Consider the following 26,705-nt stretch of genomic DNA (forward strand, 5'->3'; position numbering starts at 1 on the left):
AGCTGTTTTTCGGGAAAGTGCCCAATTGGAACTACGGAACATTAGATCATTTGGGTTTACATTAGTTATAAAAGTTAGCTTCATCTCAGGCATTGCTTGTGTTTTCGATAGCTTTGCTTTGACGAAAACCTCATACTTATCTCCATTAATATTTATATTTTTTCCTGTCGGATGCGTATGATTTCTACTCCAATAATAATTGATACCATTGAATGCTAGTTGCAAAAGTTGATCAAATGATTTTGTTTGTGTTGTATAAGGAGTCGTTCTATATAATGAAATTTGTGTTATTGGGACCGACTGACTATTAAATAGTCCAGCAGCTCCTCCATCGACAAAATTTACACGTAAATCTATTAAGACATGTTTTGTCTTTCGATTAATAACAATATCCATCCAATCTTTATTAAAGTATTTAAAGTTAAAGATTTTCTCATCCGAGCATTGGATTGAGCCACTTGAATGACCTTTAACTTTAAATTTAACTCCTGATGGTTTTGTCATAAATTTACTATTATAGAAATCATTAATAAAGCCATCCCAAGTGAGTGAAACTTGCTGACCAGGAGAAAAAGCTTTTTGTATTTTCTTTACTTCTACAAAAGTTCCATCTTGCTCAACTTCTAGGCTTATAGCATCACATATTCCTTTTTTTATTTTTATAAAAAATGAATGTTCTTTATTTGATGGTTTACCGTCAGAGGTAGGGACGCCAAGGGGAATGAAAGGTGTAACTTTTAAATCAACTAGTTCAATCTCAAAGTCTTTCTTTTCAACAAAATTTTCTTGTGTAGATTGTTGAGTATTTTTAAAGGAACTACTACTACCAGCACCGCCACTATTATTTTGAACAACTAAATTTTGTTGTGGAAGTAATTTGCAACCACATGAAAGTGAGTCGTTCACTCGGGCTGCAGATTTCCCCAAAATTTGCATGTATGGGTCGCCAGATACTATGGTTGCAAGAACTTTATGTGTGGGACATGTAGCTTTATCACCAACACAAGCAACGGGAACACCATCAATTAGAAACTTACTGTTCCCAGAAATGACTTTGCCACCCCCAGATGTTGGGCAGCCTATAGTTATATATGGGGTCGCCATATTACTCCTTGTTATTGTCATGAATTGGGCCGAATGATAACAAAGAGGGGTATACAGAACTGTATAGTTTTTATTGTGAAAATTCTTATGGTAATAATTGAGTTAGAAAATTAACTATTTGAACTGTTTTCTTATTTTAATTAGTTTTTTATTTTAATTCAGTATAAATCTATCTATTGGTACGGTTTACACTTAAGGTTTTACTTAAATATTTAATCGAATGAAAACAGTAAATAATGAAATATTTCCTAGCTAATTTCACATTGATAATTTTTAAATATTAATCATTTAAATAGTTTGAATTAATAGTAGATTAGACAAATAAAAAGCCTCATTTCGAGGCTTTTTATATCAGCTTTAAACAATTGAGGCTGTGCCTGATTACGTTGTTGAGCTTGGCCTGCCAAATGCTTAATAGTCAGCTATATTTAATACCACTTTTCCTTTTGATCGGCCAGTATTCACATATTGAAGCGCTTCTTTGATTTGAACAAAGCCATAGGTCTGGTCAACCACAAGTTTAATTTTTCCAGCTTCTACCAGTTCAGTAATTTTTGAGAGCTGTTGACCATTCGGCTGCATAAATAAAAATGTATAAGTAATGCCACGTTTCTTTGCTTTATGTCGAATTGACCAGCTTAACATCGGGATAACACATTTTAGGAACCAGTTCGGATTAATTGCCTCTGCAAAAGCATGGTCAGGTGGTCCTGAAATACTAATAAGACGTCCACCGCGTTTAAGAACGTTTAGTGATTTTTCTAAGGTTTTCCCGCCTTGTGTATCTAAAACTACGTCGTAGTCTTTAAGCTCCTGCTCAAAGTCCATTGTTTTATAGTCAATAATAATGTCGGCGCCTAGCTCTTTCACCCAACCACTATTTTTGTCACTGGTTGTGGTTGCAACCGTAGCGCCAAGTGATTTGGCAAGTTGAATTGCAATTGAACCCACACCACCTGAACCTGCATGAATAAGTACTTTTTGACCAGCTTTAACTTTTGCGATTTCAACCAGTGCTTGCCATGAAGTCAAAGCAACTAACGGTAGGGCTGCTGCTTGTTCCATCGAAATATTTTGTGGTTTAAGTGCAAGTGAAGATTGTTGAACGACCGTATATTCGGCAAAAGCGCCGTTTAAATCGGTCTTGGCATAGACCTCATCACCGACTTTAAACTGGGTAACGTTTGGGCCTACTTCTACAACTGTACCTGCAAAATCATTACCCAAAATAAAAGGAAATGATACGGGCAGAATTGCCTTAAATTCACCCTCTAAAACTCTTAAGTCCAAAGGGTTAATACTGGCTGCATGTACTTTAACCAGTACTGCATTTTCGGTTAGAGAGGGTTTGGGTTGTTCATTGATTTGTACATCATCAATCTTGCCGTAGCGGGTTATATAAGCTGCTTTCATTTGGAACCTCTATTCTTTTTGAAATTTTTTAATGTTTTAGTTTTGATTCTGCACTACACCTTCATGCTTCGCTGAATTAACTTGTCAAAGACTTTTACAGGAGCAAATCGTCGTAACGCTTTTAAGCTCTTTGCAGTTTTACCTGCTGTGTAGCGAGGCACAATGTTTTGACGCTCGATGACATTTAAAATGGTATGCGCAACTACGCTCGGGTCATCTGACTTATTAATTGAATGAATCATTTGTTTGTGTAGCTTTTCACGTGTTTGATCGTAAAAAGAAACTTTATTATCTGCTTCGAGTAAGTTTATTCCTAAAGAAGTATTGGTATAAGCAGGTTCAATCAAAGACACTCGAATACTTTGTGATCTAAGCTCGTGGTCTAAAGATTCAGAATAACCTTCAAGTGCATGTTTGGACGCAGAATAAAGAGCGCCAAAAGGCATAGGCACAAGTCCAAGAATTGAACTGATATTTAAAATAAGCCCTGATTTTTTCTGACGCATGTGCGGAATAACTGCGCGAGTCATTCGAACGGCACCAAAGAAGTTAGTATCAAAAATAGCCTGTGCTTGTTGCATTGAGCTTTCTTCAGCACCAGCGGGCGATATTGCAAACCCAGCATTGTTAATTAAGACATCAATTCGGCCTTCATTTGTTATTACTTTTTCAATGGCTTGAGTGACCGAGTCATCTTGATTTACATCTAACTCAATCAGATGAAATTTATAGTTTGATGAGTTTTTTGCTTGTCGGCTTGTGCCATAAACAACAAACCCTGCCTCATGTAAAAGGTCTGCGGTTGCTAACCCAATACCCGAAGATGCACCTGTAATGAGAACTACTTTGCTGGTCATATCATGTTCCTTACTTAAACTTTGTCGCCTGAACCAAATCAATTTCGGCTTGATTTTTTCATCATAATCTAAAAATAAAATAGTTACTACTAAAAAGATAGTGACAATATATTTTTGCCTGTGTATAGTGAGTATTAAATCGATACTTACTCTGTTTTTTATCTTTTCTCCCTTTGAAAGATCACTCATAAAAAACAGATAAATCAGATCAATGAATTAAATTTGAGGATCAGAGAAATGAATTTTTTATTAAATACAGTGGCGATGAGTTTGACGGCGTTATCTGTTTTTAGCGCTCCCTTAACTCAGGCAGAGGTTGTGCCATCGGTTTCTTTTAATGAACCATCAATTCAGGCATATAAAGTGTCATCAAGTGCTGTTAGCAATCTGCAAGCAGGGCAACAAGCCGAGCAAGATACAAATTGGAAGAATGTACCAACTCAATTTATTAATGCAGGTGGCGTTAACTTCGCTTACCGAGAATATGGTCAACAAAACGGTGGAACGCCAGTCATTTTCTTAAATCACTTGGCGGCTGTTCTAGATAATTGGGACCCACGAATTATTGATGGAATTGCAGCTAAACATCATGTGGTGGTGTTTGATAATCGTGGTGTTGGTGCTTCTACAGGTAAACCAGCCCAGTCGATTGAGCAAATGGCAGACGATGCGATTGCTTTCATACAAGCAAAAGGCTTTAAGCAAGTTGATTTATTTGGCTTCTCGATGGGTGGCATGATTTCACAAGAGATTGTTTTGAAGCAGCCAAATTTAGTTCGAAAAATGATTTTGTCGGGAACTGGCCCTGCGGGTGGTACAGGCATTAGTACCGTAGGGCGAATTTCGAATTCGGATTTAGTCCGTGGAATGGTGACTGGTCAAGATCCTAAAGTTTATCTTTTCTTCACACGTACAGAAAATGGTAAAGCTGCCGCTAAACAGTTTATTCAACGTATTAACGAACGTACCGAAAACCGCGATAAAGAAATCACCATTTCTGCCTACCGTGCCCAGCTTAAAGCACTCAAAAAATGGGGAAGTAAGAAACCTTCCGACCTTTCTGTGATTCAACAACCTGTGTTAGTTGCTAATGGCGATCATGACCGAATGGTTCCAACCGTGAACACCTATGATTTGGCAAAACGTTTGCCCAATAGTTCTCTCGTAATCTACCCAGATGCTGGCCATGGTGGAATTTTCCAGTTCCATGAAGATTTTGTAAAACAATCACTTACATTCTTAGCGAAATAAGAATTTAAATTTAGGACAATGACGATGACAACAATTACACACCAAACAGCCGAGACCCAATTCATTGAAGTAGATGGAGCAAAATTTGCCTATCGTCGATGGGGTAACTCAAACACAGGACAACCACCGCTATTTTTTCTTCAACACTTTCGAGGTGGTTTAGACAACTGGGACCCAATCATTACCAATGGTTTGGCACAAGGGCGTGAAGTCATTTTATTTAATGGTCGAGGCATTGCTTCATCTACAGGGCAGCCTCGTACCCGTATTGAAGATATGGCAGATGATGCAGCCGCAGCCATCCGTGCATTGGGCCTAAAACAAGTTGATTTATTAGGCTTTTCACTCGGCGGATTTCAGGCACAAGATTTAGTACGCCGTCATCCTGAACTTGTAAGAAAGCTGATGCTTTTAGGTACAGGCCCAAGAGGGGGTAAACCAAGTGTTGATGACCCACAAGTGGCTGCATTGGTATTGAAACATGCAACAACTGCTGTGCCATCTGAAGAAGACTTTCTCTTTTTATTTTTTGGCCGATCTGACACTGCTATTCAAGCAGGCCGTGACTTTTGGCAACGTCGACATGAGCGCAAAGATCAAGATACACCAAGCTCAGTTGAAGTCATGCAGGCACAGATCGAAGCCAATATGCATTTCTTACCACCACTTGATGAACAAGATCCATTTGCGCATTTACGTGAGATTAAACAGCCTACTTTCATTTTAAATGGTGTGGATGATGTGATGATTCCAACCATCAATGCCTATCACATGGCACTTAACATTCCAAACGCGCAGCTATTTATCTATCCAGACGCAGGACATGGTGCTCAATTTCAATACCCTGAGCGCTTTGTAAAGCATGCAATCCAGTTTTTAGATGAATAAATGCAACTGTGTGAGATAAAATCATGACTCAACCGCAATTAAAAACCAATCTTTTGAATCAGCCATTAACGTTGCCAAATGGCTTTAGTATTCCAAACCGACTAGCGAAGGCTTCAACCAGTGAAACCTTAGCCACCTATTCAAATAATCCAACCGAAAAACATGTGCGGTTATATCAGCGTTGGGCTGGATCAGGCATTGGGATGATCATTAGTGGCAACATTATGATTGACCGACGTGCCTTGGGTGAGGCAGGTAATGTCGTTGTTGAAGATGAACGTGATTTTGCGATTTTACAAAAATGGGCAAAATCGGTGACCGAGCACGGTTCTCAGTTGTGGGCACAGTTAAATCATCCGGGCAAGCAGTCAACCAAAGGGTTAAATGTCCGTACTATTTCTGCATCGGCCGTGCCGTTTGGGCCAGAAATGCAATCTTTATTTGCAACGCCTGATGAAGCCACACATGCAGAGATTATTGACATTATTCAGCGTTTTGGCCGTAGTGCAGCAATCTGTAAAAAGGCAGGATTTAGTGGCGTTGAGATTCATGCTGCACATGGTTATCTGATTAATCAGTTCTTGTCGCCTTTACACAATTTAAGAAATGATGAGTGGGGCGGTACACCTGAAAAACGCCGTCGGTTTTTAATGGAAGTGTATGCAGAAATCCGCAAACAAGTCGGTAAAGAGTTTCCGATTGCGATTAAGCTTAACTCGGCAGACTTTCAAAAAGGCGGCTTTACTGAACAGGACTCCTTAGAAACCATTCAGGCTTTAGCAGATGCAGGCATTGACCTTATAGAAATATCAGGCGGTACTTATGAATCTGGTGTAGCCAAAGCGCCTCAAAAAGCATCGACTATTGCCCGTGAAGCTTTCTTTATTGATTTTGCCGAAAAAGTAAGAAAACTCGTAAAAACACCACTTATGGTTACAGGTGGTTTTCGGACTGTAGAAGGCATGAATCAAGCTTTGCAGTCTCAAGCATGTGATGTTATTGGGATTGCGAGAATTATGGCGATTGAACCTGATGTACCTAAATATCTGCTGGCAGGCAAAAACGGTCTTCAGTCGGTGCATCCAATTAAAACAGGCATTAAGAAGGTCGATAGTCTGGGTGTTATGGAAGTACTTTGGTACACCCAACAACTAAAACGTATAGGGAAAGGTCGGGAGCCAAAACCTCATGAAAGTGGTTTATGGGCATTTATTAAATCAATTTTACGCAGTGGTTGGGGAATGTATGCCACCCAACGGGCACGGGCAAAATAACCGATTTACTTTACATGAAGCCAATAAAAAGCACTCCAATTGAGTGCTTTTTATTTAACATCGTATTCGTTATTTTTGGCGAATAGGGCGAGTACCAATTTTAGCGCCAGTCATTTGATCAATCACAACAGGCTTAATTTCAGTACCTTGTTCTGCATCAATGAAAGTCACCATTTTCTCAGGTTGTTCATAGGGTTTATATTTTCTGCCCCATGCGCCAATCACAAATAAAACAGGTAGAAAATCTATACCAGCTTGAGTTAGCACATATTCTTCACGCGGTGGATGTTCAGAATATTGTCTTTTTTCGAGTAAGCCTTCCTCTACCAAAACAGACAAGCGTTTAGTCAGCATGGTTGGCGCAATACCTAAACTTTTACGGAACTGATCAAAACGAGTGAAACCCGCATGAGCATCACGTAATATCAGCATGCTCCACGCATCGCCTAGTACTGAGAGGCTTCGGGCAATGGGGCAAACTTCAAGATTGATATTTTTACTCATAGGAAATGAATTAACTTAATAGTTACTACTAAAAAAATACTAACATAAAATGGCGAGTTAAGCCAGTTTGAATATTTAATATAAGATAATACTTTTATTTCTCGCGTTAATTTTGAACTGTTTCTGGACTAGGCTGATTTTCTAATAAATTGGATATATTATTTTCAAGCCAAGTTGTTAAATCAAAAAGTCTTTCGGAAGCTTCTCGTCCGAAGTCTGTGAGTTGATAATCTACACGAGGTGGTATTTCTGCATAATCTTGGCGAATAATAAAACCTTCATTTTCAAGTGTTTTTAAGGTTTGTGCTAACATCTTCTCGCTAATGCCATCAATTATTTTCTTTAACTCATTAAAGCGCAGACGTTGATCTCGAAGTGCAACTAAAATCAAGATACTCCAACGACTCGTCAGCGTTAACAAAATTTTTCGAGAGGGACAATCTGCTGCAAAAACGTATCCTTTCATCGCTCACTACCTTAACTACAAAACTTTACATTTGTTCCTAAGCTTACTTTTAGGTAAGTACTTACTTTTAGTAAGTTAAGGTACTACGATCATTGGAATACATCAATGACATCAAGTGGAGATTATTATGCGTATTGCAGTTACTGGGGCATCGGGTCAACTCGGCCAATTTGTTATTTCTCAATTACTCGAACGTACTGAGGCAAAAAATATTGTCGCATTAGTCCGCAATCCAGAAAAGGTATCAGGTTTAAGCTCAAAAGGAATCGAAGTTCGTGCTTTTGATTATAGTCATGACGGAGATAAACTTTCGGCTCAATTGTCAGGTATTGATAAGCTTTTATTAATCTCATCGAGTGAGGTTGGTCAACGTACAGTACAACACCAAAATGTGATTAATGCAGCAAAACTTGCAAACGTAAAATTTATTGTTTACACAAGCTTATTAAAAGCAGATACATCACCGCTTCTATTGGCACAAGAACATGTTGAGACCGAGCAATATTTAAAAACATCAAATATTGCCTATACATTATTACGTAATAGCTGGTACAACGAAAACTATGCAATGGGACTTGCACAAGCAGTAGAGCAAGGCAAAATTTTCGGGGCAACACATCATGGCAAAATTGCTTCTGCTTCACGCTTAGATTATGCAACTGCTGCCGCTGTGGTATTAACTCAAGAAGGGCATGAAAAGAAAGTTTATGAACTTGCTGGTGATACAAGTTATACCCTTGATGACGTAGCAAAATGGGCAAGTGAAATCAGTAAAAAAGAAGTAATTTACCAAGATTTATCAAAAGAGGAATATCAAGCACTCTTGATACAAGTGGGTTTACCAGAAGGCTTTGCAAGTGTCTTGGCAGATTCAGATGAAGGCGTATCTAAAAACGCTTTATATAGTGATAGTAAAGACTTGCACCAGTTAATTGGTCGTGCCACTACAAGTATGCAAGAAACGATTAAAGAATTTTTATCTTAAGTCGATGCTGTGATGTAAGAACTATAAAGTTCATTTAATAACTTTTATGTATGAAAAAGGCTTAAATTTTTAGAGTTTAAGCCTTTTTATAAAAGATATTTTTAGTGAAATATATAAATTTAATCAGTAATACCATTAACTTTACGCAGTGTATTATCCATAAGATTTTCTTGCATATAGAAACAGACTTAATCCTGCCAATAAGGTGTTTCACCGTAGACTTCAGCAAAATAATCAATAATTACCCGAATATTTAAAGGCGGATGACGCACATTTGGATAAATTGCGGCGATGTGCTGAGGCTGCGATTTTATAGAGGCTTCATATTGCGGCAAAAGTTTGATTAATTTGCCATCCTTTAAAGCCTCACCAATTAACCAGTCTGGAAATAAAACAATGCCCATCCCATTGAGTGCAGCCATCATTAAGCTTTCCGCATTATTTGAAGCAAGTAAGGGCACAATTGGATAATGTATCCATTCCTCATTGGGTTTTCTCACTAACCAACGGTTAGGGCCTTCAAAGCCTTTATAGACTAAACATTTATGGTCATTGAGTTGTTTGGGATGATCAAGCGCGCCGTATTTAGCAATGTAGCTAGGCGAGGCCGCCAAATGATATTTTTGTGTACCGAAAATACGTGCATGAAATGACGAGTCTGTCAGGGTTCCAATACGAAAAATTAAATCTGTACTATCCCGAAGAGGGTCTATAAATTCGTCTGTCTGAATGAGTTCTATTAAAAGCCGTGGATAACGTTCTGATAAACCCGCTAACCAAGGCGCAATATGCCGTTGACCAAAAAATACAGGTGCATTAATTCTGACCAGTCCAGAGGGTTCTATGGTTTTATCTTGCAATGCCTTTTGGGCTTCATCAAATTGCTCGGTAATTCTTTTGGCATATTCAAAAAATAATTTACCCGATTCGGTCGGTGTGATTGCTCGCGTATTTCGATAGAAAAGTTGCTGCCCCAACGCATCTTCTAACTGTTGAATGGTTCGAGAAATCATCGATGCCGACACATCTTCTTTTCTCGCCACCACAGAGAAATTTTGAGCATTATATACACTGATAAAAAAGCGAAGGGTACGAATATCAATCGAATTGGTTAAATTCATCTGTGCAATTTCTGCAAAAGTGATTCATGAATTATGCTGTTTTTATAATGAATTGACTACTCTAAGATTCGTTGTCTAAATAAAATGAGGCAATGTTTTATGCAAATTCTATTACTGTTCCTGACCATTTTGGGTGGAATGGGGCTCTCAGTAGAGGCAGGGCTTTTAGGGCCATTAGGTACAGAAGTTGGGGAGTTGTGGGCCACTTTTAGTATTTTTGGTGTCGGGGCAGCTCTTACTTTTTTATTAATGCTGTTTTTTAGCCCACGGAACAGCCCTTCATTTTTTACCCTTCCAGCTTGGCAGTTATTGGGAGGTGTTATTGGCCCAATCTACGTCATTATTCTCACCATTACCGCACCGATTATTGGCATTGCCATGACCATGATTGGGATTTTGGCGGGTCAAGTTTTTAAGAGCCTTATTATTGATCACTATGGACTACTCGGAACTCCGCATAGAAAAGTAGATCGTAAACGTGTGCTTGCGCTTGTTTTTATTGTGGTTGCACTTTCATTAGTTGCAAAAGCATAAGAGGGTAATATGACAATATTCATGATTTTATTGGCTGTCATCGGCGGCGCTCTTTTAAGTGTTCAAGCCGCAATTAATGGTCAGCTTGGCAGTAAAGTAGGCGTATTTCGTAGTGCATTTTTGACGTTTTCGGTCGGTGCTTTAATTACGGCATTGCTTATTTTTTATTTTGAACCCAAACAAACATTAACACTGCTAGATGTCCCTAAATGGCAACTGCTTGGCGCAATGTGTGGTGTTCCCTATATTGTGATTATGGTCTTAGCGGTACAAAGAATAGGAGCGGCAGTTGCTACGGTTGCGGTGATTTTTGGGCAACTTTTAATGAGTATGTTAATTGATAATTTTGGATGGTTTGGCAATGAAATTTTACCCTTTTCAACGTATCGATTAGGCGCACTCATCTGTTTAGCAATTGCCCTTTATTTTATCTATTCGAGTAGTAAAACGACTCAAATTGAAACCTAAAAAACCAATGCCAACATGGTTTTAAACCTAAATGATGGCTTGATTTTGCAGATTTTAATTATTATCTATCGCCATTTTTCCAAGCGGACTGCACCTGATTGGCAATCGCGGGATAGTCCATAACGAAACGTACATGAGTCTCAACACCTGTTTTTAAGGTCGTATCATCTACAATAAATTCTGGACTATGGTTTGGAGCAGCTTTACTCATGTCTTGGTCTTTAGGGGTTGCACCGAGTGAGATATAAAGAGCGGGCATAAGCTTGCCATAATGTGCAAAGTCATCACTTGCACTGGCATTGGTGTCCATTCGATGCAAATGACTTTTACCTACTGTATTTTCTAAAGTAGGTAAAATTAATTGAGTGAGCATCTTATTGTTATAAGTGACAGGCGCATAGGGCGAAAGTTCAATGTCTGCTTTAACATTATTTGCCAGCGCAGTATGAGTGATCATGTCAGGTAATTGCTTAAGAATATTTTGACGGATGTCTTCGCTATTGGTACGAATCGTTCCTTCCATATCAACTTCTTTGGGAATAATGTTGGCAGCAGTTCCACCAGAAATATGACCTACTGTCACCACGGCCATGCCTTTAGTCAGATCAGAGCGGCGACTCACCATGGTTTGAATATTGTTTATGATAGCAGCAGAAGCAACAATCGGATCTCGACCAGCCCATGGCATAGAAGCATGTACTTGTTGGCCAGTCAGTTTAATCCGAAATTCATCGGCACTATTGAGCATAGCTGCATCTTTATAGAAAATACTGCCACTTGGAATACCTGAAACGACATGAATACCAAACATAACTTCAGGCTTTGGATTTTTGAAACCACCATCTGCAATCATCTTTCTTGAACCAATTTGGTCACCCTGACTAAACCCTGCCAAATCAGCGGCTCCTTCTTCAGAAGGTTGGAAAACAAAAACGACCGTACCTGCAAGTTTATTTTTATTTTCTGCCAATATTTTTGCTGCACCTAGTAGCATGGCTGTATGTGCATCATGACCACATGCATGCATGACAGGTTGTAGCTCTCCTTGATATTGTGCTTTTACTTTACTTGCATAAGTTAAATTTGTTTTTTCTTCTATAGGTAGAGCATCCATATCCGCTCTTAAAGCCATGACGGGGCCAGGGAGATTACCTTTTAAAATGCCAATCACGCCTGTTTTGGCAAATCCTTTTCGGACTTCAATGCCATAAGACTTCAATTCACTTTGCACTAATTTTGAAGTATTAAACTCCATGTTGCCAAGCTCAGGATTTTCATGAATATGATGGCGAATTTGAATAATTTTTGATTCATTTTTAGAAGCCGAATCTTTAATCCAATCGGCAAAACTTGCTTGAGTAGCAATAATTAAGGGCGTAGCAAACACCAGTTTATAAAATCCTTTCACCGTTCCTTCAAAATATTTATTTAATAAACAATCCATGTTTTGCCTCAGTCATTATTAATTGGGGTTCCTGTTTTTCAACAGTAAATTTGCGATAAAGCGTAGTTACGACATAGCTTGTCATGATCTGAATACAACATTTAATACATACATTAAATGTATAATCATAAGCTTACATGTATATACAACTTTGTGATTGTAAAATAGCTTATTTGCTAAAAAGAAAGCAATATTTATCTCATCCTTGTTCGTATTTTATTAAGTTAAACTTATAAAAATATATAGGAGCTAATGCCTAAAACATGTAAATGGGGTAAATATTTTCTTATATTCCATAAGCTCTATTTATTTGAATAAAAAATTAAACGGCCTTCGTTATTACTTATTTTATTGGCTCTAATGACGCTTCACAAAAATGCCAAATTAAAACGATAGCTAACCGTTATGATCTTTTAGTGCTTGGCTTTTGGAAAATGAAATGAAAATTTTTGCGGTTGACCCAAATGGTGCTTTAACGCACTGCGTAGGACAAAGTCTGGTTATTCAATTTAATGATGGGAAAATACTAGAGATCAATGAAAGTTCAGAACCTTTTCCTGCTTCTATTCCGGAAGGACTGATGGTCTGGGGTGGCCGAGCTTTAGCCCAAGAAACTATAGACGACTTGCCATATTCACAACTGAACATTACACCAGTCGCTAGCAATGGAATTATTATTGCGCCATGTCGAGAAGAAACAGCCACACCTCTTCGTGTGACTATGTTTATGACCAATGAAAGAGGTGGATCAGGAAATTTGAACAACACTTATAAGTGATATTTTGCTCCCCAAATGATGTTATAAACATCAATATATGGAGTATTTTATGGCACGTAGACCAAGAAGAAATCATTCAAATGATTTTAAAGCTAAGGTAGCACTTGCTGCGATTAAAGCAGAAAAAACACTTGCTGAATTGAGTGCTGAATTTGATGTTCATCAAAACCAAATTATCGACTGGAAAAATCAACTGATTTCAGCTTCCTCGCAAGCTTTCGATCAATCAAAAGCTCCAACAGAACCACCCATCGATCTAAAAAAACTACATGCAAAAATCGGTGAGCAGGCATTAGAAATTGATTTTTTAGAAGGTGTGTTGAAGAAACTGGGCCGCTTCAACCACAAAAGTTAATCGATGACTCACTTCAGATTTCAGTATCTAAGCAAGCTCAGCTGCTGAAAGTCTCCCGTGGTTGTTATTACTATCGCCCAAAACCTGTGAGTGCATCAGATCTGAAGCTGATGCGGTGTATGGATGAGTTACATATGCAATACCCTTTTGCAGGTAGCCGTATGATGCGTGATTTGTTGAATCGTCAAGGACATCATATAGGACGACGTCATACACGTACTTTAATGAAGAAAATGGGCATTAATGCGTTATATTGCAAACCAAATTTAAGCCAGGCTAATCAAGCTCACCGCAAATATCCATATCTGCTCAAAGGATTGGCTATTCAGCGCAGTAATCAAGTGTGGTCTACGGATATAACGTATATCCCTATGGCAAAAGGCTTTGTTTATTTATGTGCTGTGATTGATTGGCATAGCCGCAAGGTACTTGCGCATAGAGTATCGATTAGTATGGAGGTTACATTTTGCATAGAAACATTAAATGAAGCTATTGAAAAATATGGTCGACCTGAAATATTTAATACAGACCAAGGCAGTCAGTTTACCAGTGATGCATTTATTGATGTATTGAAATCAAATGACATCCAAATCAGCATGGATGGTAAAGGTCGATGGGTTGATAATGTGATGGTTGAACGATTATGGCGGAGCGTTAAATATGAAGAGGTGTATCTCAAAGCCTACAGCAATGTTTTGGATGCGAAGAAGCAATTAAACGCATATTTTGAATTTTATAATTTGAAACGACCTCATTCGAGTCTGGACAAAATGACTCCAGATGAGTTTTACTATGACCAGCTACCACAACAAAATAAGGTAGCTTAACTAGAGCAGAGTATCACTTATAAATAAGCTTTTAGTTGTTCAAACATGTGGGACCACCTCTGAAAATGCCGAGTTACAGCCAATTAAAGCAAAAAATGTGGTGCTTGAGCTGAACAACGGCAAAACCATAGAAGTACTTAAAGACTATGCTCAAAAAGGCTTGTTAGTTTGGGGCGGACGTGAACCCATTTCAGGGCTTTCTATAGAACAATTAAAAGAAAGAACCGAAAACGTAGGGATTTACCCTATGAGTAGCAATGTCATTTATGTGTTCCCATTTAAGTTGCCATAAAAGGTTTAAGAAGGGCTAAAGAATTGCTCATTTGGGCAGATCTTTGAGTAGGGGCATGAGTAGCGCGTTTCGTTTTATGCACTTTTATAAATAAAAATTTAACAATAAATTTTAACTATTTATCCTTACTTTTTAATGATCTATTTTAAAGCAAATGTCATTTTGTATGCTTGACTGAAAGCGACTTGGATACTATCCTTTGCGGGCTGGCCTACATTGCCAGTCGGTTTTGACGGACCGAGTTTGTAAGACCACATCAGAGTTATTCCTTCTGAGGAATACTTATATGTGCACACCCCGTTCCCTCCCGTAGCGGTAGGACGGGAGTGGGACACCTTCGGGTGTGCTGGAGTCTTACCCAGTCCGTCAACCTGCTTCCGTTCTGCCACCATAATTTATAATGCTTTGGCAGAACTCCCAAAAGAAGGAGTTGGCTATGCACATTCATAAATTACTGGCAGTCACTGTCAAAATCTATATCGACACCACTTAAATCACTTTAAAGCAGCTTGATCGCCGTAAGTTTTTCTGGCTTTAAATTATTACGTCTAAAACTTAGCAACAATAAAACTTGAGATGTGCCAAGCACCGTCTTGCGGCTTTGCTGTGCCTTTTTTTCTCCCAAAAAGGGCACAGGCTTTTTATCTCATTTAGATACAACAAGAATTTAACGGTAAAACGATGTCAAATTTAGAAAACTCTTCCAAAAAACTACATGTAGTTCAAACTGCCATACGCCTGTTTACCACTTATGGATTTCACACAGCAGGGGTCGACCTCATTGCCAAAGAAGCCAAAATCACCAAAGGCACGCTTTACAAGTATTATCACTCCAAAGAACACCTGATCGAAATGTGCATTGTTTTTCAAAAAAGCCTGCTGAGAGAAGAAGTGCTTGCCATTATTTACTCAAGCCGTTACCGCACTTCAAAAGACAAAATTAAAGAGATTATTGTTTTACATACCAATTTAAACAGCTTGTACAACCTTTTACTTAAAGCCATTTTTGAAATAAAACTAATTCATCCGAAAGCTTACAGCATGGCGGTTGAATACAGAAAGTGGCTGCGCCATGAAATTTTTGACCTGATTTTTAGCGGAGAAATCCGCGAGCCAAAATTTGATGCCAATATGATGGTCAACCTTATAGACGGTTTGCTGCTACAGGCTTTAAGCTCAAACAGTTTGGATGAACGGGATGTGGTGGTGGAGAGGTTGATGTAGTTAAGTCTATTGTTCATGAGCTTTATGCTGATATAAATTCATTAACTGAAGGAAGGTATACTACAAGTATTTGTTTTTACCGTTATGAAATAAAATACAAATGGTTGATTTATTTTTGAAAAAATATTTTAATAGACGGGTATTAAAGGGGCCTAATGAGATGAAAACTCTAGAAATTAAAAAATTCTTAATACTAAACTCTATTGCTGTTGAATATACAGATTTGTTAGTAATTATTGGTCCTCAAGCACAGGGGAAAAGCTTAATTTCTAAACTTTTATATTTTTTTGAAGGATTAGAAAAAGAATTATTTTCAAATATTATATCAAATTCAACTAAACTTGACTTACAAAAGAAACTTCGAGATAAATTCTTGCAAATTTTTAATATGGAAAATTTGCAAAATCATGAAATAGATATTACTTTTAAATGTGATAATTATTCTTGTAATATACAAAAATTACAATCTAGTTCAAAAATTATTATAGATTTTGATGATGCATTTTATAATAAATTAAAACTATTAAAAACATCTTTTAAGAAATGCAAAGTGATTAAAGATAATTTTGACTTTCCAAGTTTTTATGAAATTTTAGGTGAAGAATTTCATGATCGAATTAATTTTCCAGATTTAATAGAAAATTTTGCTAAGTACTTTGTTACAAAGAAAAAGAAAGATAAAAAGATTTATGATATCGATACTATAAAAACAAAATTAACAAAAGCTATTGAGTTCGATAAACTATATATGGGGCAAGCTAAATCAATCTATGTACCAGCTGGTCGTTCTTTTTTTGCGAATTTGCAAAAATCTATTTTTAATTTTTTAACAAATAATTTACCTATTGATTATTTTCTTAAAGAATTTGGTGCTCGTTATGAAAGAATGAAGTTTGGTTGCTCTGAATCAGAACATGAATTTTTTTATTCAGAACTTGGAAAAGAAAATTTTGAAGCAGCTAGTTTATCTATTTTGGGTGGAAGTTATGTGCGATTAAAGGAAAGAGATTATATAAAATCTAAGAGTGGTGCTTTAGTAAATTTAGAATATGCCTCTTCAGGGCAGCAGGAAGCTTTACCCCTACTATTATCAATTGTTTGTACCTCGAAAAATACTACTTTGGTAATTGAGGAACCGGAAGCACATTTATTTCCGTCTGCTCAAGCTGATGTTGTTAAGCTAATTGGCAAAACATACAATTTAACTGAGGAGGCATCAAACTTTATTATTACAACGCATAGCCCCTATATTCTTATGAGTATAAATAACGCGGTCCAAGCATATATTGCAAAGACTAGTAATTTTAATATTCAAAGTAATTCTGCTAAAGAATGGATAAATGCAGCTATTAATCCAAAAAATATATCTGCTTATATTTTAACGAATGGTAAAATTAAATCTATTGTAGATGAAGAAACGGGGTTAATAAATGCTTATGAAATTGATCAAATTTCATCAAAACTAAGTAATGATTTTGAAGAGCTTTTAGGGCTTGGGGATTCAATGTGAGCTGTAGAACATTTTTTGACGCATGTACACAAAAAACAGAAGTCACTTTATCTAATTGTAAAGTAACTGAAAATAGAGCAAGTTTTATGATCTCATCTCGTAATCAGGTCCAATTCGAGAAAATTAAGTTTGATGAGTGCCAGTGCCCAATATCTAAACCATTAGAAAAAAGATGTGATTGGATCATACATTCAATTTCAAATAATACTCTTTATTTCATAGAGCTAAAAGGAGCCGATATAGTTAAAGCATTAGAACAGCTAGAAAATTCAGTTAAGATTGTTAGACCTAAAAAAAAGTTTGAATGCCATATTGTAAAGAGTAGTGGTGCAGGTGGGATTCCTAGTTTTAGTACTAAATTTCAAGTTGTTAAAAAGAAAATAGTGGGACTAGGAGGGGATATTTTCAAGCCTCACTCTAGTACTCATACAATAAATATTTAAGAATGAAGATGTTGTAGAAATATCTTCATTATATATGAGTCAAACATTAAAAGAAAAATAGAAAGATTATTCGAATAATCTTTCTTAATACTATAATAAAAATCATAAGAACCATACCAGACAAGAGATATTTTATTCTTTAAAAAAGTTTCTATATTTTTTTATAAACAAGGATAATCAAAGATTTCCTTATTTTCTTTTTTCAAAGCTTCTTGCCACTCTGGTTGTTGCTCCTTGAGCCATTTATTTAAATCAGGTTCTTGTTCAATACTATGCTTTACAGCTTTTATATAAGTTGGGTTATTAACAAACTTACTCATTAAACATAAAGTATTTAAAGCAACAGGTCTTACAGACTTTTCAAGTTTGAATTCGGCACTAGCTTGGTCATCATATCTTTTTAATAAACCGAGCTTAAATAGAGCATCATCATACAATTGTTTGGTTAAAGCAGTAGGGGCTTCTTTCGGAGCTAAAGCATAAGTACCTGCATCCAGATTGAATACAGTAGGTAAAAATCTAGCTTGAATATCTAGTTCTTCTTGTGGGGTTGGTTTAGCACTACAGGCAGTAGTAAAAATAGGTAAAAGGCAAATTAATAAATATTTCTTCATTCTAGAAGATTCCTTCGATTTCGTCTGGATATAATCCTTGTGCAGCTAAGGTTTTTAACATAGTTGGATTGTAGTCTTGGTTAAAGTTTTGTCGATACATCTTTCTATTAATTTGTGTAGCATGACCATTTTTTCGTGAAATCATATGTGCCCCAGTCATGATATCGTCAATCCTCAAATCATCGATAGCACCTTTCAGGCCTACTAAATCTTCAATCGCAAAAGTTGTTCCAAACCTGGTGGTAAAAGCATTACTTTGAAAAACACCCATTAATACAACAGCATCTTTTTGATAGTGTTTTCTTAAATAGTTTTGAAACTTAACATACATGCCCGTATGGAAACCTGTTGAGATCAAAATGTCCTCATTTAGTTTAGCAATATCGTATTCCATACCAAATCTAACAGCTAATAAAAACTCTAACTTATTTCTTTTTTCTACATATTCCCACTGTTGTGCAGACATCATAAAGGTGTAAGGCATTGCAAGCGGACGATCAAATTGTAAATAGCAAAATGGTTTAGGGACATTACAGCTTTCAACTTTAGAAGGATAACCATCCCAAGCTTTGCTATTAGGGGGAATATTTTTAGTAATTGGCTGATTACCCATAATTCTTACTCCAGAGGTGGCATTGGTTCTGAAAGATCTAAGGTTTCAATTTTGACTTGTTCAGGTTTAACGCCAGTAACTGCAAGTTCAGTCTTTCCAGTTTTATTCGTTTTACCTTGAATTTTTTCACCAGTTGGAAGGGTCAATTCGTATGGAAAATCGGGTAATGGTTTACCAGTTTTAGGGTCATTAAACTGAAAAATTACACTGTTTTCTTTTTCTGTATTTTGAACAAAACTATCGTTTGTTTTAGAGTTTCCAGAGCCACTGGAACTGCCCTGATCACGTACCCATAAACTTTGACTTGGTAAGAAAGTTGCGCCACAGCTGGCTTTATCACCTGCAACAATTATTGCCCGACCATTAATAACTACAAGCGGACTGCTTGAGAGAGCAGTAACCGTAACTTTGCACTTGGGACAGAAGTGAGTCATTCCTTCCAGATGAGCTGCTTTACCATCAATAAGATAAGAATTATCACCAACACTAACGACTCCACCGTGGTCGGTAACATTTCCAATAACAATAGCTGGTTTCAATTATTGTCTCCGTATGTGGTTATTTAAAAATAATTATTAATTTCAAATACTTTGCGGAGGGTTGTATTTCTTTAGCTCAGCAAAAATTTTTGCTTGTAGTGGCCAAATTAAAGGGCTTGTAAGCCAACCAACACCCAAAGATAGTGCGACTATCAAGAAGTAATAGAACACTCCAATCAATTGAGAGTTTTGAAAAGCTGGCGAATATAAAAAACTGAGTAAAAGTGAAATTGCAACATACAGATAAAAAATTAACCAAACTGCTGCAACTGGATAAACCCACCATTTACTTACCCACCAACGTAAGACGTAAACTTCACCAAATTGTTTTAAAAATATTGAAGTTTTAGTATCAGAATATAATCTGAAAGCTCTTTTATTATCTGCACGTGTGAACATATATCTTAATGCAAGTCTGTCTTTCACTTTGCTCTTATAATAATTATTTAAAAGTGCAATCTCTTTATTATGGTATGCAGCCTCTGCATAAGGTTGGTTTGTAAACGAACTAGAATTAAATTTTTCAAACTTTGTGATCTCATCTAAGGCTTTAAGTTCATGTTCAGTAGTATCAGGTTTAATAAAGAATTTAGAGAAAAATTTCAATATTCCAAGTTTTTCTAAGGCTGTAGTAGTCATTGTTAAAAGAGTGAGGACTACAAAAAGATTAATTAAAAAACTTGTTACTTCAGGGGGCAAATTAATTTGATTTAACAATTCTGTATATACAGTAACTTGATTTGTCATGTCTAAAAATTATTAATATTTGAAAACCTTTATTTTGATAAATGATATAAGAGGCAGCAATGGCAAAATGAGACTTATTTCAAGTTTTATGTGTATTTTGTGATGTTTTTAAATAAAAAATAAATAATATTTGAAAAAAAATAATGTTGTACATTTTATTAACGCTTTACATGAATTTATTGAGTATTAATTATTATTGTCATTAAAAACTCCCTAAAAATGTGGGCCTTTTTATTACACATTGCTTAAAATACATACAGAAACCTCTCTTAAACAAGTTGGAAAGCTACAAATCTGAGTGATAATTTAAAATCAACTCTTCCTAAGTAAGTGAGGTGAGCAATGAAATTGTTAGCTTTGATTAGCATGGGAGTTGCAGCAAGTTATTGGTATAAAACTATAAAAAATAGCAAGCTAACTCTTCGAAATTCAAATTTTGATGAAATCGTAAAAAAAATTATATTAGCAGAATTTAAAGTCTAATGCATATTATTAAATTTAGTTAAATAAAAAGCGCATCGGAAGGTGGGCTTTTTACTTTATATGTTAAGCTGATCTTCATAAAATTATGGATTATTACAATGTTCATTTGTATTGGTGGCGATTTAGACGGCGAAGTTGTAAATAACCGTGAAGGAACGTTCTTTAAGGCTAGTGAAATAGATACAAGTAAGGAATCTACTTACAATCGTCAAAGTTACATTATTGGTGAAAACATTTATCGCTTTTGGCTTTGTGCGGAGTTGACCTATGCTGAGACAACAAAAATAGCAAATGATTACTTGGCACAAAAACATCCATATCTTTCATAATTTAGATATTAAAAATAAGCCCGCCAATTTTGGTGGGCTTAATCTATCTTGGATGAATTGGCTAAGTAGTGGTTAAGTAAAAAAAACAATTAAAAAAGCCCCTCATATCTGAGAGACTAGTCATATCAATTTTCTGGAATGAATGGCTGTAATTTCTTAAATAACTAAACAAATAAAATTGATAAAAGTAGTTAATATTATAATAAATCAGTGAACTAATTTATTCTTTGTAATAGCAGAGCCTCAAAACAACTTCCAAGGCACTGTTAATAAGAAATTATTTGTTATTAGGATCAGGTTGTTCACTATTCTCAGGCAGATCTTTTACGGTGCCAGGAACTTCTGATGGTTGAGTTTCAGTAGGGGGTGTTGTTGCATAGTGCTTGTTCATTTGAGCTTTAATGATATTAGCCTGGTTAGTTGTATTTTGAGAAAAACTTTTAAAACCTGACATTTTTATCTTCTTATCTTTACTAGGGAAAGTTCATAGTACGCTTTAAATGTCTTTACATTGCGGTAGTTTTAAGACTTATATGTGTTGATATGTCATAGAAAGGATCTTTATTTCGATGACTTATTTCATAAATAAAATCAATTATATATAAGCTGTTGAGTCTTATCCTTTAAATTTTGAAATTATGCTATTCATATTTCAAGTAGGAGTACATAAAGCATACATATATAAATTTTCTCAAGATATTGGATGAATAAATTTTAAAAATTAATTCAATCTAATTGCCTACAAAATATTGATAGTATAAAAATTTCGTTAAGCATAATATGTCTGATTAAATGGGAGCATATTAATGCTAAAAGACATTACAATTATTGATTATCAAGGAAAAGAAATAAGAGCGCAGGCAAACTTTACTGAGGTAAATCCTAATAAAATCAATCATTCATCTAGATTTCAGAGAACCAAAGTTGAATATATTTTGTTAAAAGGTGAATTTATTTACCCTACTTTAAATATGGTTTTCAATAGTTCCGATGGCAACAGCTATTATATAGAATATAAATGACCCACTTCGGTGGGTTTTTTAATGAGTGATTTTACATAGGGATGTTATAAATAAAAAATGAGACCATTAATTGGTCTCTTTTGATTAAATTTTTTATTTCTAAAAGCTAAACCACTTTTTGAACCTTTTGTGCTTTCGGTAAAGTCGGTTTTCTTCCCAAATACAATGCAATCACGGCGCCAATAAAGGTAAGAATACATAACGGTAGAAGTGAAACAGGGAAACTATCTGAGTAATCTTTCACTATGCCCATAATAGAGTTCATAAGCCCCGTACCAATATGCGCAATGGTATTTACCGCTGCAATACCTACAGCCACTAAAGTAGGCGGTAAGCGCTCAGGAACCAATGCCCAGAAAGGACCTTTAATAGCGTAGTTACCCATTAAAACTAAAGAGAATAAAAGCAAGCTCAAGGTTAAAGATGAGGTAAAAAGAGTAAGAAATAAACCAAAACTCGTTACAAATAGCGGAATAGCTGTGTTTAGGCTCTTATTACCACTTTTATCGGCATGCACACCCCAAACAATCATAAACGCAGCGGCCAAACCGAACGGAATCATATTTAAAAGACCAGTTTGCATGGCAGTTAAATGGAAAGCCTTTAAAATCTGAGGCATCCATAATGATAAAATATTGCTAGTTGCTGAACTTCCTGCATAAATAATCGCAAAGAACCATAAATATTTATTGGTAATCAGAAGCTTAAACTTACTCTTTTTCTGCTCAGCGCTGTCTTGTTTTTCAGTATTTAACTGTTGGTTTTTTTCAAAAGTTAACGTGTTCGACAGCCATTCACTTTCTTCAGAACTTAACCATTTAACTTGATTAGGGTTATTTGGAAGCCAAACTAGACACAATATACCAAGAAGAATTGCAGGTAATGCTTCAAAAATTAAAAGTACTTGCCATCCGCTTAAGCCAACCAAGCCGTGTAGGCTCAATAGTAAGGCAGATAAAGGTGAACCAATAAAGTTAGATAAAGGGATAGCCACCATAAATACGGCAACAATTCGTGCCATATATCGCTTAGGGAACCAGAGCGTTAAATACAGTAATACACCCGGAAAAAATCCGGCTTCGGCGGCACCGAGTAAAAACCGTGAAATTGCATATGAAATAGGACCGGTAATGAAGGCTGTAAAGCAGCCGACAATACCCCACGTAATCATGATTCTGGCAATCCAGATCCGTGCACCTAGCTTTTCCATGGCCATATTACTTGGAATTTCAAATATGACGTATGCAATAAAAAATAAGGTAGCACCAAAACCAAAGGCAGTCGCTGTTAACCCAATTTCTTGGTTCATGGTTAACGCAGCAAAGCCAATATTTACCCGATCAATATATGAGATGAAATAACAAAGAATGAGGAAGGGAAGAATACGAAAAGAAAGTTTACGGATTGTTGACTTTTCTACTTCCGATATAGCGATATCATTTTTCATACATACTCCTTATGTACGTGAGAAACCAAACAGCTCGGTTGGGTTCTGATTTAAAATTAAACATTGCTCGTGTTTATCAAATACAATCTGTTTAAAGGCATGAATCGCATCTTCATAAGTCATATATGACTCATGTTGGGTATGTGGCCAGTCACTTCCCCAAACGAGCTTGTGTAAAAAACCTTTGTCTTTAAAAATGTGATAGGCCTGTTGGGCTGTATTGATATGATTTGGGGCAGTACCCAAACGATAAAAACCAGATACTTTAATCCAGTGCTGTTTTACATTAAGTAAGCTTAAAAACTTCTGATAATCCGGATCATTAATCCCTTTAACACGGTCAACTCGACCAAAATGGTCAATCACCACATTAAAGTTGTATTCACTTAATTGAGGTAAAAGCTGCACCAGATATTTCGGCGGTGCGTGTAATTCAACTTGCCAGTTGAGGTTTTCCACATTGCGTAAAAATTTTTGCCATTCAGGCGTATTGAGCGCAGGAGGGTTAAGACCGAATAGATTTAAGCGAACACCAACGATGCCTTGTGCCTTAAGATTCACTAGCTCATCAAAAGTCGTCGTATGTTGAACAACGGCGATCCCTTTTAAACGCTTAGGGTATTGCTGAATTGCGTTTAACATCGCTTGGTTATTAGTACCCAAAAAGCTGGGTTGAACCAAAACACCATGCGTGAAATTGTGTTCATCAAGATGAGAGATAAAACTTTGTACAGTTGCATCATAATCAGGTGCATAACGTGCTGTTTCGATACTGTGGTCCTGTGTCGAAAAAACATGTGCATGTGTATCTATACAGTTCATTTTCATCTCACATTACAAATTTTAAAGCGAAAATAGCGATTAAAGCGGCAATGACTCCTACAGGAATTGCTTTAAATAACAGTTGATTAAAGAATTTGGTTTTGTCGATGTCTGCTGGTGCTGAAGCCATAATGAGGCTACCGCCAGACGAGAAAGGAGAAATCGCCGTAGACTGAGCACCAACCACAATGCAAATGAAAAGCATTAGTGGATTTAAGCCAGAGCTCAGTGCGAGTGCCGGAACAATGGGGAATAAGGTAGGAGCAACCACGCCTAGAGTGCTTGAAAATACAGACATAATGGCACTGATCAGACATAACAGTACTGGAATAACCCACACAGGAACATTGTTTGCTAACCATTCAGATAGGGTTGTAATAATGCCAAGTTTCACACCTAATGCGATGAGCATACCGACACCGCAAATCATGATGAGTGTTCCCCATGGTACGAGTGCAATCACCTTTTTTTCATCGGCAAGTTTCATAAGTAAACTGATGAGTGAAAAGGTAATGGCAAGGAAGGCAATATCAATTTTGGAGTTTAAAAAGCTGATGGTTTTTGCATCTGGGAAAACAAGGTGCAATATTGGAAAAACTAAAACAATCGACATCATTAAAACTATAAGTAAGATTGACTGTTTCTGTTTTTTGTCGAATGGCTCAGGCTTTTGATCTTCAATAACGATAGAGCTGCTTTTTCTATTCCACAGTGTATAAATTCCCAACACCATAATTGGAATAATCAAAGTGATAATAAAAATTCCGCTGCTATATGAAAAAGCGGTTTGAGAGCTAATGCCAGTATTTTCCATTAAGCTTCGGAAAATAATACCGCTTTGTGATGTCATAAAATTTGCGCCAGCTAAAGCGCCGTAATTTGCAGCCATTCCACCAATAATCATATTCATATTGGTCTTTCTACAAAGCAGCAGCGTAATGGGTGCTATAAAGGCAAGTACGGTATAAAAACCAGCGCCTAGGCCAGCAATAATGGTTGCTGCGAGAAAAATCGCTAAAGGTAGAAATTGAGGAAACTTACGGCATTTATATAAAAGATGGCTAGCAAGCTTCTCTAGGGCGCCATTTGCTAAAGCAAAGTTATAAAACAAAGTGACCGATAAAATAATGAAGAAAATTTTGACAGGCCATAACTCAATAACCTCAGAAGGTTTCAGCCCCATGCCAAAGCAACCAATAAGGTAGGCAAACGCTATCGTAAAAAATCCAATATTGATTTTTGTTTTATAACCTAAACCTATAGATACGGCTAAAGCTATAAGCATCAATGCGGTCATATTATCTTCCTTGATAAATATATAAACATCTAAACATATATATGTTTGGTTTTTTGTATTACATATAACTATGCTAATATTGTCAAATCGATTTCATAATGTTTAACGCAAATGCTTGATGAAACTGCATTTAAAAATTTTAAATTACCACGATATGAAAAGGTCCGTTGGGAGCTTCAGAAACTACTGATTCAGTCAAAATGGACTGTTGAAGAGCCTATTCCCAGTGAACAAGAGCTCGCTCAAATGTATAGCGTATCGGTAGGAACCGTAAGAAAAGCTGTAGAAGGACTGGTCGAAGACGGTTTATTAGTTAAACAGCAGGGCAAAGGAACTTTCCTAAAACAACCTAATTTTGAAAATTCACTTATTCGTTTTTTTAGACTACGTAATAAAAAAGGCGACTTCATTCAGCCACAAGGTCAAATTAAAAAAGTAGAAGTCTGTGATGCCATACCTGAAGTCAATGCAGAGTTAGGGCTTGGTACTAACGAAAAGTTGCTTTATATCGAGCGTGTGCGTAAGCATGAAGACGTGGTTGTGTTAAGCGAACGAATCTGGTTGCCTGAACGCTTATTTAAAAATCTGGAAGAAGTTCCAATCGCTGAGTTTGGGAATCTACTTTATCCTTTTTATTATCAGCACTGCGGCCAGTTTATTTCTTCTGCAACAGAACGGTTAACTTTTGAGAAAAATATTAAAGATAGCCATTTAAATAATAGCCTTGAAGATCCTTTGGTTAAGGTGTGCCGTATTGCAAAAAATCTTGAAGGTATGGCAGTCGAATACCGTGAGTCGTTTGGTCTAGCTCATAATTTTCATTATGAAATATCAATTAACTAATCATTTTTCGTAATCCCTGATTTCAGTTTGTAATTGATTGCTGTAATCAGGATGGTTTCTTCAATGCCTCATTAAATACTGTTTTCGTGGTGTTTTTTCTTAGATTAGAGCTATAGGTGCTCTCAGCTTTGGATGAGCCTAAAGAAAAATGTATTAAATCTAAAGCCCATTAAATTTAGCCGCCAAGATGAACTAAAAAACGTAACTATCT

Annotated in this window: 30 protein-coding genes and 1 pseudogene; 16 read left to right on the forward strand and 15 right to left on the reverse strand. The window is 36.4% G+C overall.

The window, feature by feature from the left end; translation table 11 throughout:
• Window positions 1-765: 765 nt before the first annotated feature.
• The 3 genes and pseudogenes from ABLB96_RS10965 to ABLB96_RS10975 all read right to left on the reverse strand — a co-directional run.
• Window positions 766-1,104, reverse strand: a pseudogene (locus tag ABLB96_RS10965) (PAAR domain-containing protein); the annotation flags it as partial.
• Window positions 1,105-1,515: 411 nt separating this feature from the next.
• Window positions 1,516-2,517, reverse strand: coding sequence for an NADP-dependent oxidoreductase (locus tag ABLB96_RS10970; RefSeq protein WP_348896655.1), 1,002 nt, complete (start codon window positions 2,515-2,517; stop codon window positions 1,516-1,518).
• Between the two features lie 53 nt (window positions 2,518-2,570).
• Complete coding sequence (locus ABLB96_RS10975; RefSeq protein ID WP_348896656.1) at window positions 2,571-3,374, reverse strand: oxidoreductase; 804 nt, start codon at window positions 3,372-3,374, stop codon at window positions 2,571-2,573.
• 237 nt (window positions 3,375-3,611) lie between these two features.
• On the opposite strand from ABLB96_RS10975, the gene ABLB96_RS10980 reads away from it, so the two are divergent.
• Genes ABLB96_RS10980 through ABLB96_RS10990 form a run of 3 tightly spaced genes read left to right on the forward strand, consistent with a single transcriptional unit; the run spans window position 3,612 to window position 6,787 of the window.
• Entirely contained in the window at window positions 3,612-4,625 is a 1,014-nt protein-coding gene (locus tag ABLB96_RS10980) for an alpha/beta hydrolase (RefSeq protein WP_348896657.1), read from the forward strand.
• Window positions 4,626-4,649: 24 nt separating this feature from the next.
• Window positions 4,650-5,513 (forward strand): alpha/beta hydrolase, encoded by an 864-nt coding sequence (locus ABLB96_RS10985; protein WP_348896658.1) that lies wholly within the window; start codon window positions 4,650-4,652, stop codon window positions 5,511-5,513.
• Window positions 5,514-5,536: 23 nt separating this feature from the next.
• Entirely contained in the window at window positions 5,537-6,787 is a 1,251-nt protein-coding gene (locus ABLB96_RS10990) for an NADH:flavin oxidoreductase/NADH oxidase family protein (protein WP_348896660.1), read from the forward strand.
• A gap of 69 nt (window positions 6,788-6,856) precedes the next feature.
• Here ABLB96_RS10990 and ABLB96_RS10995 read toward each other — a convergent pair whose 3' ends face one another.
• Both ABLB96_RS10995 and ABLB96_RS11000 read right to left on the reverse strand, forming a co-directional pair.
• Window positions 6,857-7,291, reverse strand: coding sequence for a helix-turn-helix domain-containing protein (locus tag ABLB96_RS10995; protein WP_348896661.1), 435 nt, complete (start codon window positions 7,289-7,291; stop codon window positions 6,857-6,859).
• A 106-nt stretch (window positions 7,292-7,397) separates the two neighbouring features.
• Entirely contained in the window at window positions 7,398-7,757 is a 360-nt protein-coding gene (locus tag ABLB96_RS11000) for a helix-turn-helix domain-containing protein (protein ID WP_039247668.1), read from the reverse strand.
• Window positions 7,758-7,884: 127 nt separating this feature from the next.
• Here ABLB96_RS11000 and ABLB96_RS11005 point away from each other — a divergent pair, with 127 nt between their 5' ends.
• Window positions 7,885-8,742, forward strand: coding sequence for an SDR family oxidoreductase (locus ABLB96_RS11005; protein WP_348896662.1), 858 nt, complete (start codon window positions 7,885-7,887; stop codon window positions 8,740-8,742).
• A gap of 188 nt (window positions 8,743-8,930) precedes the next feature.
• Here the strand turns inward: ABLB96_RS11005 and ABLB96_RS11010 are convergent, their stop codons facing one another.
• Entirely contained in the window at window positions 8,931-9,863 is a 933-nt protein-coding gene (locus tag ABLB96_RS11010) for a LysR substrate-binding domain-containing protein (RefSeq protein WP_348896663.1), read from the reverse strand.
• Between the two features lie 99 nt (window positions 9,864-9,962).
• Here ABLB96_RS11010 and ABLB96_RS11015 point away from each other — a divergent pair, with 99 nt between their 5' ends.
• Together ABLB96_RS11015 and ABLB96_RS11020 are read left to right on the forward strand one after the other, a co-directional pair.
• Entirely contained in the window at window positions 9,963-10,397 is a 435-nt protein-coding gene (locus tag ABLB96_RS11015) for a DMT family transporter (protein ID WP_151962919.1), read from the forward strand.
• 9 nt (window positions 10,398-10,406) lie between these two features.
• Window positions 10,407-10,865, forward strand: a complete 459-nt coding sequence (locus ABLB96_RS11020; RefSeq protein ID WP_348896664.1) for a DMT family transporter — start codon at window positions 10,407-10,409, stop codon at window positions 10,863-10,865.
• Window positions 10,866-10,926: 61 nt separating this feature from the next.
• Here the strand turns inward: ABLB96_RS11020 and ABLB96_RS11025 are convergent, their stop codons facing one another.
• Window positions 10,927-12,309 (reverse strand): amidohydrolase, encoded by a 1,383-nt coding sequence (locus tag ABLB96_RS11025; protein WP_348896665.1) that lies wholly within the window; start codon window positions 12,307-12,309, stop codon window positions 10,927-10,929.
• 439 nt (window positions 12,310-12,748) lie between these two features.
• Between ABLB96_RS11025 and ABLB96_RS11030 the strand changes: the two genes are divergently transcribed.
• The 6 genes from ABLB96_RS11030 to ABLB96_RS11055 all read left to right on the forward strand — a co-directional run bounded on the left by ABLB96_RS11030 (window position 12,749) and on the right by ABLB96_RS11055 (window position 17,738).
• The gene (locus tag ABLB96_RS11030; protein WP_348896666.1) at window positions 12,749-13,087 is read left to right on the forward strand and encodes a hypothetical protein; all 339 of its coding nucleotides are present in this window, start codon (window positions 12,749-12,751) and stop codon (window positions 13,085-13,087) included.
• Between the two features lie 49 nt (window positions 13,088-13,136).
• A protein-coding gene (locus ABLB96_RS11035; protein ID WP_225367773.1) for an IS3 family transposase occupies window positions 13,137-14,269 on the forward strand; the annotation gives its coding sequence in 2 pieces (ribosomal slippage) (window positions 13,137-13,389 and window positions 13,389-14,269; 1,134 coding nt in all).
• 100 nt (window positions 14,270-14,369) lie between these two features.
• Entirely contained in the window at window positions 14,370-14,561 is a 192-nt protein-coding gene (locus tag ABLB96_RS11040; protein WP_348911727.1) for a hypothetical protein, read from the forward strand.
• Between the two features lie 681 nt (window positions 14,562-15,242).
• Window positions 15,243-15,785 (forward strand): TetR/AcrR family transcriptional regulator, encoded by a 543-nt coding sequence (locus ABLB96_RS11045; RefSeq protein WP_348897914.1) that lies wholly within the window; start codon window positions 15,243-15,245, stop codon window positions 15,783-15,785.
• Window positions 15,786-15,945: 160 nt separating this feature from the next.
• Entirely contained in the window at window positions 15,946-17,295 is a 1,350-nt protein-coding gene (locus ABLB96_RS11050) for an AAA family ATPase (RefSeq protein ID WP_348897915.1), read from the forward strand.
• Complete coding sequence (locus tag ABLB96_RS11055; RefSeq protein ID WP_348897916.1) at window positions 17,292-17,738, forward strand: hypothetical protein; 447 nt, start codon at window positions 17,292-17,294, stop codon at window positions 17,736-17,738. The genes ABLB96_RS11050 and ABLB96_RS11055 overlap by 4 nt, the downstream gene beginning before the upstream one ends.
• Window positions 17,739-17,899: 161 nt before the next feature.
• On the opposite strand, the gene ABLB96_RS11060 is transcribed toward ABLB96_RS11055, so the two are convergent.
• The 4 genes from ABLB96_RS11060 to ABLB96_RS11075 are packed head-to-tail and all read right to left on the reverse strand — an operon-like array spanning window position 17,900 to window position 20,251.
• A complete protein-coding gene (locus ABLB96_RS11060; RefSeq protein ID WP_348897917.1) occupies window positions 17,900-18,352 on the reverse strand; it encodes a hypothetical protein in 453 nt (150 codons plus the stop codon).
• 1 nt (window position 18,353) lies between these two features.
• Window positions 18,354-18,965, reverse strand: a complete 612-nt coding sequence (locus tag ABLB96_RS11065; RefSeq protein WP_348897918.1) for a hypothetical protein — start codon at window positions 18,963-18,965, stop codon at window positions 18,354-18,356.
• A 5-nt stretch (window positions 18,966-18,970) separates the two neighbouring features.
• Window positions 18,971-19,504 (reverse strand): PAAR domain-containing protein, encoded by a 534-nt coding sequence (locus ABLB96_RS11070; RefSeq protein ID WP_348897919.1) that lies wholly within the window; start codon window positions 19,502-19,504, stop codon window positions 18,971-18,973.
• A 42-nt stretch (window positions 19,505-19,546) separates the two neighbouring features.
• Entirely contained in the window at window positions 19,547-20,251 is a 705-nt protein-coding gene (locus tag ABLB96_RS11075) for a hypothetical protein (protein ID WP_348897920.1), read from the reverse strand.
• 342 nt (window positions 20,252-20,593) lie between these two features.
• Between ABLB96_RS11075 and ABLB96_RS11080 the strand changes: the two genes are divergently transcribed.
• Window positions 20,594-20,734 carry a hypothetical protein gene (locus tag ABLB96_RS11080; protein ID WP_348897921.1) on the forward strand — a complete coding sequence of 47 codons (141 nt, stop codon included), beginning with the start codon at window positions 20,594-20,596 and terminating at the stop codon, window positions 20,732-20,734.
• A gap of 98 nt (window positions 20,735-20,832) precedes the next feature.
• Entirely contained in the window at window positions 20,833-21,063 is a 231-nt protein-coding gene (locus ABLB96_RS11085; protein WP_348897922.1) for a hypothetical protein, read from the forward strand.
• Between the two features lie 277 nt (window positions 21,064-21,340).
• Here the strand turns inward: ABLB96_RS11085 and ABLB96_RS11090 are convergent, their stop codons facing one another.
• On the reverse strand, window positions 21,341-21,517 hold the full coding sequence (locus ABLB96_RS11090) for a hypothetical protein (protein ID WP_348897923.1): 177 nt from the start codon (window positions 21,515-21,517) through the stop codon (window positions 21,341-21,343).
• Window positions 21,518-21,869: 352 nt separating this feature from the next.
• On the opposite strand from ABLB96_RS11090, the gene ABLB96_RS11095 reads away from it, so the two are divergent.
• Complete coding sequence (locus ABLB96_RS11095; protein WP_348897924.1) at window positions 21,870-22,085, forward strand: hypothetical protein; 216 nt, start codon at window positions 21,870-21,872, stop codon at window positions 22,083-22,085.
• A gap of 106 nt (window positions 22,086-22,191) precedes the next feature.
• Here ABLB96_RS11095 and ABLB96_RS11100 read toward each other — a convergent pair whose 3' ends face one another.
• Genes ABLB96_RS11100 through ABLB96_RS11110 form a run of 3 tightly spaced genes read right to left on the reverse strand, consistent with a single transcriptional unit; the run spans window position 22,192 to window position 25,651 of the window.
• Complete coding sequence (locus tag ABLB96_RS11100) at window positions 22,192-23,532, reverse strand: MFS transporter (protein WP_348897925.1); 1,341 nt, start codon at window positions 23,530-23,532, stop codon at window positions 22,192-22,194.
• Between the two features lie 9 nt (window positions 23,533-23,541).
• Complete coding sequence (locus ABLB96_RS11105; RefSeq protein WP_348897926.1) at window positions 23,542-24,354, reverse strand: amidohydrolase family protein; 813 nt, start codon at window positions 24,352-24,354, stop codon at window positions 23,542-23,544.
• Window positions 24,355-24,361: 7 nt separating this feature from the next.
• Entirely contained in the window at window positions 24,362-25,651 is a 1,290-nt protein-coding gene (locus tag ABLB96_RS11110) for an SLC13 family permease (RefSeq protein WP_348897927.1), read from the reverse strand.
• Window positions 25,652-25,762: 111 nt separating this feature from the next.
• On the opposite strand from ABLB96_RS11110, the gene ABLB96_RS11115 reads away from it, so the two are divergent.
• Window positions 25,763-26,494 (forward strand): GntR family transcriptional regulator, encoded by a 732-nt coding sequence (locus tag ABLB96_RS11115; protein WP_348897928.1) that lies wholly within the window; start codon window positions 25,763-25,765, stop codon window positions 26,492-26,494.
• Window positions 26,495-26,705: the final 211 nt, after the last annotated feature.

The sequence above is a fragment of the Acinetobacter sp. XH1741 genome (assembly GCF_041021895.1).
In the GTDB taxonomy this organism is placed as follows: Bacteria; Pseudomonadota; Gammaproteobacteria; order Pseudomonadales; family Moraxellaceae; genus Acinetobacter.

Excerpts from the sequence above, each read along its gene's own strand:
- ABLB96_RS10970 (WP_348896655.1), bottom strand. The coding sequence starts at position 2,517 with ATGAAAGCAGCTTATATAACCCGCTACGGCAAGATTGATGATGTACAA.
- ABLB96_RS11020 (WP_348896664.1), top strand. The coding sequence starts at position 10,407 with ATGACAATATTCATGATTTTATTGGCTGTCATCGGCGGCGCTCTTTTA.
- ABLB96_RS10975 (WP_348896656.1), bottom strand. The coding sequence starts at position 3,374 with ATGACCAGCAAAGTAGTTCTCATTACAGGTGCATCTTCGGGTATTGGG.
- ABLB96_RS11050 (WP_348897915.1), top strand. The coding sequence starts at position 15,946 with ATGAAAACTCTAGAAATTAAAAAATTCTTAATACTAAACTCTATTGCT.
- ABLB96_RS10980 (WP_348896657.1), top strand. The coding sequence starts at position 3,612 with ATGAATTTTTTATTAAATACAGTGGCGATGAGTTTGACGGCGTTATCT.
- ABLB96_RS11025 (WP_348896665.1), bottom strand. The coding sequence starts at position 12,309 with ATGGATTGTTTATTAAATAAATATTTTGAAGGAACGGTGAAAGGATTT.
- ABLB96_RS11000 (WP_039247668.1), bottom strand. The coding sequence starts at position 7,757 with ATGAAAGGATACGTTTTTGCAGCAGATTGTCCCTCTCGAAAAATTTTG.
- ABLB96_RS11110 (WP_348897927.1), bottom strand. The coding sequence starts at position 25,651 with ATGACCGCATTGATGCTTATAGCTTTAGCCGTATCTATAGGTTTAGGT.
- ABLB96_RS11115 (WP_348897928.1), top strand. The coding sequence starts at position 25,763 with ATGCTTGATGAAACTGCATTTAAAAATTTTAAATTACCACGATATGAA.
- ABLB96_RS11075 (WP_348897920.1), bottom strand. The coding sequence starts at position 20,251 with ATGACAAATCAAGTTACTGTATATACAGAATTGTTAAATCAAATTAAT.
- ABLB96_RS11060 (WP_348897917.1), bottom strand. The coding sequence starts at position 18,352 with ATGAAGAAATATTTATTAATTTGCCTTTTACCTATTTTTACTACTGCC.
- ABLB96_RS11065 (WP_348897918.1), bottom strand. The coding sequence starts at position 18,965 with ATGGGTAATCAGCCAATTACTAAAAATATTCCCCCTAATAGCAAAGCT.
- ABLB96_RS11015 (WP_151962919.1), top strand. The coding sequence starts at position 9,963 with ATGCAAATTCTATTACTGTTCCTGACCATTTTGGGTGGAATGGGGCTC.
- ABLB96_RS11010 (WP_348896663.1), bottom strand. The coding sequence starts at position 9,863 with ATGAATTTAACCAATTCGATTGATATTCGTACCCTTCGCTTTTTTATC.
- ABLB96_RS10995 (WP_348896661.1), bottom strand. The coding sequence starts at position 7,291 with ATGAGTAAAAATATCAATCTTGAAGTTTGCCCCATTGCCCGAAGCCTC.
- ABLB96_RS11030 (WP_348896666.1), top strand. The coding sequence starts at position 12,749 with ATGAAAATTTTTGCGGTTGACCCAAATGGTGCTTTAACGCACTGCGTA.
- ABLB96_RS11045 (WP_348897914.1), top strand. The coding sequence starts at position 15,243 with ATGTCAAATTTAGAAAACTCTTCCAAAAAACTACATGTAGTTCAAACT.
- ABLB96_RS11095 (WP_348897924.1), top strand. The coding sequence starts at position 21,870 with ATGCTAAAAGACATTACAATTATTGATTATCAAGGAAAAGAAATAAGA.
- ABLB96_RS11100 (WP_348897925.1), bottom strand. The coding sequence starts at position 23,532 with ATGAAAAATGATATCGCTATATCGGAAGTAGAAAAGTCAACAATCCGT.
- ABLB96_RS11085 (WP_348897922.1), top strand. The coding sequence starts at position 20,833 with ATGTTCATTTGTATTGGTGGCGATTTAGACGGCGAAGTTGTAAATAAC.
- ABLB96_RS11105 (WP_348897926.1), bottom strand. The coding sequence starts at position 24,354 with ATGAACTGTATAGATACACATGCACATGTTTTTTCGACACAGGACCAC.
- ABLB96_RS10990 (WP_348896660.1), top strand. The coding sequence starts at position 5,537 with ATGACTCAACCGCAATTAAAAACCAATCTTTTGAATCAGCCATTAACG.
- ABLB96_RS11005 (WP_348896662.1), top strand. The coding sequence starts at position 7,885 with ATGCGTATTGCAGTTACTGGGGCATCGGGTCAACTCGGCCAATTTGTT.
- ABLB96_RS10985 (WP_348896658.1), top strand. The coding sequence starts at position 4,650 with ATGACAACAATTACACACCAAACAGCCGAGACCCAATTCATTGAAGTA.
- ABLB96_RS11090 (WP_348897923.1), bottom strand. The coding sequence starts at position 21,517 with ATGTCAGGTTTTAAAAGTTTTTCTCAAAATACAACTAACCAGGCTAAT.
- ABLB96_RS11080 (WP_348897921.1), top strand. The coding sequence starts at position 20,594 with ATGAAATTGTTAGCTTTGATTAGCATGGGAGTTGCAGCAAGTTATTGG.